General features: G+C 60.4%; 9 protein-coding genes. 5 read left to right on the plus strand and 4 right to left on the minus strand.

The genetic code is table 11. The annotated features are described in order from the left end of the window. On the plus strand, window positions 1–746 hold a 746-nt coding region (locus tag RMO15_RS05325; RefSeq protein ID WP_309708827.1), incomplete at its 5' end, for a hypothetical protein. On the opposite strand, the gene RMO15_RS05330 is transcribed toward RMO15_RS05325, so the two are convergent. The 4 genes from RMO15_RS05330 to RMO15_RS05345 are packed head-to-tail and all read right to left on the minus strand — an operon-like array spanning window position 658 to window position 4,428. Next, window positions 658–1,941, minus strand: coding sequence for a cyanophycinase (locus RMO15_RS05330; protein ID WP_309708830.1), 1,284 nt, complete (start codon window positions 1,939–1,941; stop codon window positions 658–660). The two genes, RMO15_RS05325 and RMO15_RS05330, sit on opposite strands and share 89 nt — an antisense overlap. Window positions 1,942–1,944: 3 nt before the next feature. Continuing rightward, window positions 1,945–3,291, minus strand: coding sequence for a sulfatase (locus RMO15_RS05335; RefSeq protein WP_309708834.1), 1,347 nt, complete (start codon window positions 3,289–3,291; stop codon window positions 1,945–1,947). A gap of 38 nt (window positions 3,292–3,329) precedes the next feature. After that, window positions 3,330–4,157 (minus strand): phytanoyl-CoA dioxygenase family protein, encoded by an 828-nt coding sequence (locus RMO15_RS05340; protein ID WP_309708837.1) that lies wholly within the window; start codon window positions 4,155–4,157, stop codon window positions 3,330–3,332. Continuing rightward, window positions 4,150–4,428 carry a hypothetical protein gene (locus RMO15_RS05345; RefSeq protein ID WP_309708841.1) on the minus strand — a complete coding sequence of 93 codons (279 nt, stop codon included), beginning with the start codon at window positions 4,426–4,428 and terminating at the stop codon, window positions 4,150–4,152. Before RMO15_RS05345 ends, RMO15_RS05340 begins: the two co-directional genes overlap by 8 nt. A 252-nt stretch (window positions 4,429–4,680) precedes the next feature. Between RMO15_RS05345 and RMO15_RS05350 the strand changes: the two genes are divergently transcribed. The 4 genes from RMO15_RS05350 to RMO15_RS05365 all read left to right on the plus strand — a co-directional run. After that, complete coding sequence (locus RMO15_RS05350; protein WP_309708844.1) at window positions 4,681–5,520, plus strand: AraC family transcriptional regulator; 840 nt, start codon at window positions 4,681–4,683, stop codon at window positions 5,518–5,520. A gap of 124 nt (window positions 5,521–5,644) precedes the next feature. Beyond that, window positions 5,645–6,316: a phosphodiester glycosidase family protein gene (locus tag RMO15_RS05355; protein ID WP_309708847.1), complete on the plus strand. Its 672-nt coding sequence runs from the start codon at window positions 5,645–5,647 to the stop codon at window positions 6,314–6,316. A gap of 37 nt (window positions 6,317–6,353) precedes the next feature. Continuing rightward, the gene (locus tag RMO15_RS05360; RefSeq protein WP_309708851.1) at window positions 6,354–9,308 is read left to right on the plus strand and encodes a DUF1553 domain-containing protein; all 2,955 of its coding nucleotides are present in this window, start codon (window positions 6,354–6,356) and stop codon (window positions 9,306–9,308) included. A gap of 193 nt (window positions 9,309–9,501) precedes the next feature. Next, window positions 9,502–10,401, plus strand: a 900-nt coding sequence (locus RMO15_RS05365) for an AAA family ATPase (protein ID WP_309708855.1), incomplete at its 3' end; no start/stop codon positions are given.

Consider the following 10,401-nt stretch of genomic DNA (forward strand, 5'->3'; position numbering starts at 1 on the left):
TGATTATCTCTCTGGAAGCGAGCGGCTTTTATGAGGAGATCCCTGAGCTGCTGGAAGAGATCCCCGACTGGAACGAGCGTCCCTCTGCGCACCTCGCAAGCCTGCGCCATGGGATTAAGGGTGTGCAGCAAGAGCCCACCATCGAGGCTCTGGAAGACCTCACCGATGCCGTCCGTCGGGCGGTAACCGTTCTCCGTTCCCACCATCAAAAAACGCTGGTGGAGGAGGCGGTGGATACTCTGCTCAACAACCACTGCACTCCATTTACTTTAGAGGACATGCAGCTTTTGCGGGAACACGAGTGGCACAATCTCTTTGCCGTTTACTTCTGCCATCTCCACGAGAGCGGTAAGGTTCCTGGTGAGCTATGGCCCCTGCAACCTCGGGAAGAGTCGGCCATTCGATGGCATCTACCGACAACGCGACACAATCCTGAGAAATCGGCACAGCTCTTACGCGCTTTGGAGCCCAGTCTGGATATTGTCTATACCCTGGTGCGATTGGAGCGCTTCGACGATGCACGGGCAGTTTTGCATCAGCTCCAACCTCAAGAGCACTGGCAAACACAGACAGAGCTGGAAGAGGCTCGTGATGTTATCGAGGTACAAGAGTCTCCCGAGGCGCTCAGGACGATAGAAAAGTCTCCACAGGAGGAAGCTACTCCACCACTTTCCGGGTGGCTAGATCGTATTTCTTCCCGCTGGGAACGGACTCTGGGCCGGGTTTGGCGGCGTCGTAAAAATTGACGCGAGTGCGGCCGGTGATCTCGGCGATGGAGCCTTGGACGATCAGCGCGGTGGCTTCATCTATGCCAACTCCTAATAATTGCGGATAGGTCTTGATCAGTAGCTCCATGTCCTTGAAGCGGTTGCGCTGGGTGAAGTGCTGGTCAATGGCCATGCCAGGGAGAAAGCCCAGGCCACGCTCGTAGCCGGGGGCGATGATCTCCTCGGGGCCGAGGGGGTTGCCACGGGCCATGTACTCGCCTTGAATAGACGCGCCCGCGCTGCTGCCGCCGATCACGCCACCGCGCTTGAGGACGTCGTGTATCAGCTTGGCGGCCTTGGTGTTTTCGTAGGCATCCACAAAGCGCCACTGCCGTCCGCCGCCAAACCAGACTCCCGTGGCACGCTTGAGCAGCGCCAGCACCTCGGGCTTGTCCACGGCCTCGGGGGTGCGGCCCGTAATCTCAACGACTTCTTTGGCACCCGCGCGGCGCAGGGCCTCGGCCATGCCGTCTTTGGGCGGGAGCGGGTCGGGCATGGAAATGGGGATCACGGCGATGATGGCTTTCTCCGGGCCGCCCGCCAGCTCGACAAAGCGCTGGGTGAGCCCCTGCGGCATCCCACCGCCACCGATAATCACCAGCGTCCCCGACGGCACGCTGGGCGTGGCGAGCTTCTTGGGCGGAAAGGCGGGCTCGGTGCGCTGGCGGCTCCAGCGGCGCAGGGCCGTGAGATCGGCAAGGCGCTTGCGTCCAGCAAGCGTGATGCGCTCCTCGGGGGCAAAGCGTGTGGCGGCGAGGCGGATCGTGACGGGCACAGCTCCCAGGAGCTGAACCTCCCGCCCAACAATGGCCAGCGCCGCGCCCTCGGGGAGCTCGTAGCGGATCGCGGCGTTGGCATCGGGGAGGAGGCCGTCTTTGAGCGCGGTCTGAGTGAAGGGGAAGTTGCCCCCGAGAGTCGCGCCTCGGGCCTGAGCGGCCTTGAGGGCATCGAGCACTTTGCCTTTTGGGGGCTCGGGGAACTCCCACCAGACCCCCGTGGCCTCGGCGAGCTCACGCGGGTCGGGGGCCTTGTCTTTCACCGCGACAAACTTGCCCTCCAGCGGCTTGGCCAGGCGCGTGAACGTGAGAAATGCCTCCGGGGCGGCGGGGCCGGGGCCACAGAGGACGAGTGCGCCGGGGATTCCCTCGGCAAAAGCGGGTTTTTCGTATCGCATAATCTACTTTCCAGCCCCCGAGAAGCTCGGGTAGCGGTCGAAGTCTTCCTTGTCTGTCTTGCCCGAGACCCGTGGGTCGCCGGTCTTCTTGAGGGTCTCGTCGAGCTGGGTGCGGAGCCGAGCGAGTGGCTTGGCATGCTTCTGGCTTGCCGCAAGATTCGTCAGCTGGTGCGGGTCGGACTTGAGGTCGTAGAGCTCCTCGGCGGGGCGCTTGGTGGTTGCCCACGCGGCAAAACGCGGGTCGGTGCTCTCCACCATGGCCTGCTTGCTGGGCGAGCCGTTGATCGAGTTGGCCTGGTCAATGTCCGAGAAGAGTGGCGGGTCACCCGCAGGCCAGCGGTCGGGGGCGAGGTTGCGGATGTAGAGAAAGTCCTGGGTGCGAACCGCGCGTGCCGGGTAGCCGAGATTGCCTGCTCGCGCTTTCACAAAGTGCCGCTCCCGACCAAAGTACACCGCGTCGCGCTTTTGCTTCTTCCCTGCGGTGAGTAAGGGCAGGAGGCTCTGGCCGGTGATGGTATCGGGAACCAGGACTCCCGCGGCCTCAAGAAACGTCGGGGCGAGATCGGTGTGGCTAACCAGCTCATTGCGCTTTTGCCCCGGCTTGATGCGCTCCGGCCAGCGGACGGCCAGCGGCATACGCGTCCCAGCATCGTAGAGGTTGGTCTTGCCATGAGGAAAGGGGAAGCCGTTGTCGCTGGTGACCACGACAAGCGTGTTCTGCGCCCGCCCCGTGCGCTCCAGTGCGGCCAGAAGTGTGCCGAGCTCACCGTCAAAGTCCTCAAGCTCGCTGTGGTAGTCGAGCAAGTCCGAGCGCACCTCAGGGGTATCCGGAAGGTAGGGGGGAACGATAACGCTTTCAAGCTTCTTGCCACGCTTGCGCCCGACTCCGGTTTCGTAGGTGCGGTGCGGGTTGGAGCTGCCAAACCAGAAGCAAAACGGTGCTTCGTCGGCTACGGTTTTTAAGAAGGCATCGAAGCTGGCGAAGCGAGGGCCGGCGGGGTTGTCTTTTCGTCCGTACTTGGTGAAGTCGCCCGGAGCCCAGCCCTTGCCCGTGTGCCCAATTTTGTAGCCCGCCGCCGCGAGCAAGTCCGTGTAGATCGGGGCAGTATTGGGCCAGAACGACCAGAGATTGGCTCCCTCACCGAGCCGCCAGATGTGCTGGCCGGTGAGAATCCCCCCGCGTGAGGGTGTACAAGACGGCGACGCGCAGAACGCATGGGTAAAGAGCGCACCCTCCCGCGCCACTCGGTCAAAGTGGGGAGTCTGGGCTACCGGATCGCCGTTGGCCCCAAAGTGGCTCCACGACGCATCATCGGCGATGACAAAGAGAATGCTGGGGCGCGTGTCCATGCAGGCATTTTACCTGCCCGCGCCCCCGTCTGGTGAGGTTAGGTGAAGAATGGCGCGGGGCGCTCGGGCTTGTTCTCGACACGGGTGAGCCAGTAGTGGGCGTCCCACTTGTCGTCATCGAGCAAGAAGCGCCAGAACTTGATGCGCTGGGCGTACTCCAGGCGATCGTCGTTGCCGTACCACTTATGGTTGCGCATCAGGTTGCTCTGCACCTCGGATGCGTTGAGATCGTCGGTGTTCCAGAGCAAGCGCTGCCGCACGGTCGGGTTGAGGCGTAGCTTGAACATGTAGCGCATCTGCTCGGTGTGATTCGGCTGAGCGCAGTGCCAGATCCCATGGTGCCCGACAGCAATCGTCCCCGCCTTGCAGACTATCGGGAGCTGGCCCCGGAAGTTCTGGTAGCGCCCGATATCGGTCTCGTGGATACGGCGCAGGTGGCTCCCCGGGAGAAACATCGTCCCGCCCATCTCGCGCGGCGTGTCGTGGGGGAAATAAAACAGCTGGATGTCGAAGTGCTGGCGCGGATCAATGATATTGTCCGCGTGCCAGATCTGCCCCTCTTCGTGGCGCGGCCCGACTTTATGGAACGCATGGTGGTCATAGAGCGGCGAAGGTCCGACGAGGCTGCGAATAATCCCCTCCACTTGTGGCAGGCGGAAAAGCGCCCCAAAGCCCTTGGAGTCTTTCCAGATATTGGAGAGCTCCTGGCCCGATTTCTCGTAGCCAATGGGGATTGCCTTGTTATCAATCTCCTGCATCGCCGCTTGATTGATTTCGTCGGGGATGAGCTCTGGGAAGACCAGCAGGCCATCGGCGGCGAAGTTGGCCATTTGTACCGTGGTGAGGAGATGTTCTTTACTAACCATTGCTGATATCCTCCAGCTTCTCTAAAATATACTCAAAGCGCAAGTAAGATGTCGTCAGCTCCATCCCCGGATAAGCCGGGTTGAGCTGCGGAAACTGGATCACACGCCAGCCGTCTTTCATCGCCTCAATCACGGAGTTGTAGGGGGGCGTGTCGCTGTCCCCCGTGGTGTGGTGCTCCTTGCCTGTCCCGTCCCAGATGGACCAGGCACAGACCCCGCTGTTCAGCGCGGGATAGTGCAGGTAGAGCACCAGTAGTTTCTGCCGTAGCATTCGTTTTTTCTCCTATTCGCCATGTCCCGCCCATTCACCCAGAGGGTACCCGGGGCGGGACTGGAGAGCTAAAGCTACGAAGGGCGTGCCGCCCATACCGAGTTTACTCGGGATTCCTATGGCCGGAACGGCCTTCGCAGCCGAAGGCTCTCCAGCACCGCCCCTCTAACGGGCGGTGCGAGAATTGGTTGATTTTAATAGTTTTGTTTTCGTCTTTCAATGGCCTGGGTTGTCAATTGGTGGTAAAAAATCGTGGTGAATTCTAGCGTCGAGAACTGGCAAGCCCTAGAGTGGCCGATCTGCCTCGCCGAGCCGCCCGTGCTGGTGCAGATGTCAGCGGCACTTCACGGCGGGCAGAGCATGGATCGCTTCCAGCTCCCAACGCTCTGGTCAGTGCATTTTTACCGCTACCGTGCGACTCTGGAACTGGCCGGGCAGACGTTTCCCATCCGTCCTGGCTTTGTGGGAATCACGCCCCCCAACGAGCCCGTGGTCTACCACTACGAAGGCCCGTCACCGCACCTCTACGCCCACTTTCGCCTGCCACTGGGCACTGCCACGGGGACGATTCCCCTCATGCAGGATCTTGGGACGCGGTTTCCCCAGCTCTATGCCCAGTTCGAGGAAGTGGCACTTGCGCCGCACCTGCCCCGCTGGCGCCGTCAAGCCCGGCTCTGGGAGGTGCTCTGCCAGCTCACAGAGCGCCCCGCACCTCAGATGCGCCTGACTGGCCACCCCGCTGTCACTGCAACCATTGAGCGCATCGAGCAGCGCCTCGGGGAGCCGCTCAGTATCGCTCAGCTCGCACGAGAAGCCGGGGTTTCCTACAGCTATCTCGGGCGTCTTTTCCAGCAGCAAATCGGAACAAGTGCTATTGGCTATCTTCGTCAGCGCCGCATTGAGCGCGCTGAGCACCTGCTCCGAGAGTCCACACTCCCCATAAAATCCGTCGCGATTGCCGTCGGCATCCCCGACCTACATCTCTTCAACAAAACCATCCGCACCGCACTCGGAGCCTCCCCGCGTGCTTTAAGAACGTCATCTGACCCCACTGAACCCACCCCGGCTCGTCCCTCGCCGACCCTCCCTTGACCCAAGGGAGGGTGGCCGAAGTGAGGAACGAACGAAGGCCGGGTGGGTTCGAGCCTGGTGGGTTCATGAAGAGCTGACAGGATTCAAGTGCAACCACGCGCCTCGTTCACTAGTCTCAGCTACCATGATTGCACGAGAACTTAGCTTTGCGGGTGTCACTTTCACCGTCGCCACGGTAGACCCTGCCCATGATGACCTACGTCTGCTCTGGAAAGACAGTAAAGGTCAGCGCTTTGGCTCGCTGGAGCGGGTGGAGACTTGGGCGACAGCGCAAAAAAAGCAGCTCTTGCTGGCGACTAATGCGGGAATCTTCGCGCCGGGCTATGTCCCGCTGGGTCTGCATGTCGCCGAGGGCAAGACTCTGGTGAAGCTGAATCAGTGGCACGGCGGCGGGAACTTCTTTCTCGCTCCCAACGGCGTCTTTGCGGTGGTGGGTAAGCGCGCGGGAGTCTGGGAGACGGGGGAGTTTGCCAGGCTCAAGATAAAGCCCCAGCTGGCGACCCAGTCCGGGCCGCTCTTGGTGCAGAACGGCAAGCTCCACCCGAAGTTTACGCCCGGCTCAGCCAACCGCAATTTCCGAAACGGTGTCGGGGCCACCAAAGACGGCAAGGCAGTTTTTGCTCTCTCGCAGTTCCCCGTCAACTTCCATGATTTTGCCCGCCTCTTCCGCGACGTGCTCGGCTGTCCTAATGCCCTCTACTTAGACGGCTCGATATCCGGGATGCTCTGCCCCAGCGCAAACTGCAAGAGCCTAGGAAGCAATGACTTCGCAGGAATCCTCGCGGTTGTAAAATAGAGGAGGGATTTTCTTGGACTCTCGCGAACCAGAGCGTATGATGCGATGCGGCTTTCTGACTCTGGCTTTGGGGGCACTACCCCTCGCACTGGCGCTCGCTGCTCCCCAATCACGGGTAGCGGAGGTATTTGAGAAATCCGTGCGGCCTGTGCTGGCAGCGCAGTGCCTGTCTTGCCACGGGGCGACGCAGCAGCTTGGGGGAGTACGGCTGGACCAAAAGCTCTCCAAAGATCAAGCGCAGAAGCTCATCGCGGCGATTGGTTACGAGGGCAAGATCAAGATGCCACCGTCGGGCAAGCTCCCTGAGAGCGAGCGTACGGCACTGACAAGCTGGGCCCAGAGCGGAGCACTTGCCCCCCCCGCCCCCAAGATTGGGGGAGCCCGAGTGGGGGGGTGGCCCTACTCGCCGGTCAAGCTTAGCCTTGCGCCGCCGGTTGTGGAGGCGCGGACAGATATTGATGCGTTTCTGCTGGCGCGGCTGAAAAAATCGGGCCTGGGGTTTGCGCCCAAGGCCGATAAACGGACGCTGATCCGTCGCCTGAGCTTCGATCTCACGGGCCTGCCGCCCACGCCCGAGCGCGTCGAGGCGTTTGTACGCGACACGCGCCCCGATGCGTATGAGAAACTCACCGACGAGCTACTCGCGTCGTCGGCGTATGGCGAGCGCTGGGGGCGGCACTGGCTCGATGTGGCACGCTACGCCGACTCTGCCGATGCGCGGGGCTTGGGCAGTGAGGGCGATATTAGCGAGGCCTGGCGCTACCGTGATTGGGTGATCGGGGCGCTCAACGCCGACATGCCCTACACGGAGTTCATCAAACAACAGCTCGCGGGCGACGTGCTCAGCGGCGACCCGGTTCCGACGGGCTTTTTGGCAATCGGCAACTGGGGCAACGGCGATGCGGACAAAGACAAGATCCTCACGGATATCGCCGATGATCAGGTGGACATGACTAGCCGCGCCTTTCTGGGGCTGACGGTCGGCTGTGCGCGCTGCCACGACCATAAGTTCGACCCAATTCCGACAAGAGATTACTACGCGATGGCGGGGATTTTCTTCTCCAGCCATATTCTCCCCAAGCTCACGCCCAAGGGCGCGGGCGAGGTAATGCTGCGTATCCCGCTGGAGACCTCGGCGCAAAAAGCGGCACGTAAGAAGCTCGCCGTGGTGGAGAAGCAGCTCGAAGGCGAGCGCACGACGGCGCGTAAGGCCGTCGCGCTGGCGTGGGCACGCGAGGCCGCGCAAGGAAAAATCCCCACAGGCTCCGAGCATCACTGGCAGGAGTTTCTGGCACTCGATGGCCCGCCCACGCTACGAACCGCGATGCAGCGCGTCGGGGATATTGCGGGAATTGATGGCGTGAAGGGCGACAAGCCCGCCGTCAGCGCGACGGTCAATACCACGAATCAGGCGCAGCGGATTCTCACGTTCACCCTGCCTGCTCGCTCCGTGAACGTGCATCCGAGTCCGAACACAGGTGTGGCAGCGGTCTGGAAGGCGACTCGCTCAGGAACGTTTGCGGTCGAAGCTACGCTTGCCGATGCCGACCCAGCTTGTGGCGATGGCTTTGCCTGGGAGCTACGCCAAGGCGAAAAAGTGCTGGCCAGCGGCAAGGTGGCCAACGGTGCCGCCGCGCCGCCCCTCAAGCGCGATGTCACGGTGATGGAGGGTGAGACGCTCCTACTCTGCGTCCTACCCGGTGGTGAGTACTCCTGCGACACGACCACCATTGGCTGGAAAGTGGGCACCGACGATCTCACCGCCGATGCGCTCACCCACGCAGGCCAGGGTAGCTTTGGCCCGTGGCGCTTTGTGGATCTTGGCCCCACCCCGCGCTCCGCCGAGGCTAGCGCCGTGATCGCAGCCTGGAAGTCGGGCGACCATGCCAAAGCACTCACCCTCGCCGCCGCGCTTCCCGTGGAGCAAAGCCCGTTTCTGCCCGATAGCGACAGCCAGCTTCCAACAGAAGCGCAAACCCAGCTCGCGGCTCTTGAAAAAGAACGCGCCGCGCTCCAAGCCCAAATCCCCGCCGTTCTCCAGATTGCCAATGGAATCGCAGAGGGCGGCGTCCCTGGCACGCCCCACGACGGTGTCCACGATGTCAAAGTCCATAAACGAGGCCGCTACGACAACCTTGGGGAACTGGTGCCCCGTGGCGCACCCGTGGTACTGGGCGGTGGGGCGTTCAAGATCGCCTCGGGCAGTGGCCGTCGCGAGCTGGCGGAGTGGATCGCCAGCGAGAGAAACCCCATGACGGCGCGGGTGATTGCCAACCGGCTCTGGCAGGGGCACTTTGGGCGCGGGATTGTCGCCACGCCCAGCAACTTCGGAGCCCTTGGCGAGAAGCCGACGCACCCGGAGCTGCTGGACTATCTGGCCCGTGAGCTGGTGCAGAGCGGCTGGAGCCTCAAGGCCCTCCACAAGCGCATCGTCACCAGCGATGCCTACCAGCAGTTCTCCGTTCCCTCCTCGCTCGCCCTCGCCAAAGACCCCGATAACCGCCTGCTCTCCCGCGCCCCGCGCCGCCGTTTGGAGGCAGAGGCGCTCCGGGATGCCCTGCTCTCGGCTTCCGGAAAACTCGACCACACGCCCGGCGGCCTCGCGTTTCGGGATTTGAATGTGCCGCGCCGGACGGTCTACGCCATGACAATCCGCTCGGACAGAACGGGCTTTGGGCCGCTCTTCGACAGCGCCGACCCGACCAACAGCGCGGAAAAACGCACGATCTCGACGGTGGCCCCGCAGGCGCTCTACTTGCTCAACAGCCCCTTCGCGCTGGAGCAAGCGCAGGCCCTCGCCGCCCGCCTCAAGGCCCATCCCGGAACTGATTCCGAGCGGATCGCCTACGCCTACAAGCTGCTCTACGCCCGCCCACAGTCGGCGAAAGAGCTTGCCCTCGGCCAAGGCTTCCTAACCAAACTAGGCCCCGATGGCTGGGACGCCTACGCCCAAGCGCTCCTCTGCGCCAACGAGTTCTGCTATGTGGACTGAAACGCGGGTAGCACCGCCGATCAGAACGGCAGTGCTGGAGAGCCTTTGGCTACAAAGGCCGTCCCGGCCATACCGAAATTTACTCGGAATTATGGGCGGCACGCCCTTGGTAGCGGAGCCTGCGACGCTCTCCAGCTCCCCCGCTCCAACCGGGGGAACCCTAACCCGGACCGTTTAGCGGTACAATTTTGCCATGCATCTGACACGTCTCTCGGTTCAAGGCTTTCGTTCGCTCAAGGACATCACCTGGGAGCCGGGGAAACTTAATGTCGTCATTGGATCGAATGGAAGTGGAAAGTCAAATATTCTTAGAGTTCTTGATATGCTTTGTGATAGTACACAAGGGCATTTGTCAAATTACGTCAAGGGAGAAGGAGGAGGGATAGCTATACTCTGGGATGGTGTTCAGCAAGATCTTAAAGTAGACATACATGCCTCCAGTGATTTCAATGATGAATTTATAGATCCATTTCAAGATTTATCTGACTATCGCTATTATTTAGCATTATCTCAAAATCCCTTTCATCAAAACTCTAATAATTTTTATATAAAAGACGAAATATTATCAACAAACGAATCCGTTTTAATTGATTACAAAATAAAAACTCCAGAACTTTTTGAAATATATAAAAATAAAATCAGCCCTTTTGATTTAAGCGAAACATATCTATACTCTGAAAAACTATCCAATTCAAATTATGACGTTTTCATCCTGAAGAATTTCATTGCTTCGGTTTCCCTTTTTATGAATTTTGATATATCAAAAAATTCCCCGCTAAGATCTCCCGTCTTGACTGAATATGAAAAAAAGCCTAGCAAAAACGGAGAGAACATCATAAATGTTCTCCATACTCTTTATTCTGAAAACCGAGATTTCAAGAAGATTGTCAATGATTCGATGATGGCAGCGTTTGGGGATGATTTCGACGAACTCGTCTTTCCTCCGGCTTCGGATCAGCGGGTGCAGATGCGGATTCGGTGGAAGTCGCTCAAGCGGGAGCAGTCGGCGGCGGATTTGTCGGATGGGACGTTGCGGTTTTTGTTTTTGCTGGCTGTCCTTGCAAACCCGGAGCCTGCGCCGCTGATTGCGATT

The sequence above is a fragment of the Armatimonas sp. genome, from assembly GCF_031410135.1.
Taxonomy (GTDB): domain Bacteria; phylum Armatimonadota; class Armatimonadia; order Armatimonadales; family Armatimonadaceae; genus Armatimonas.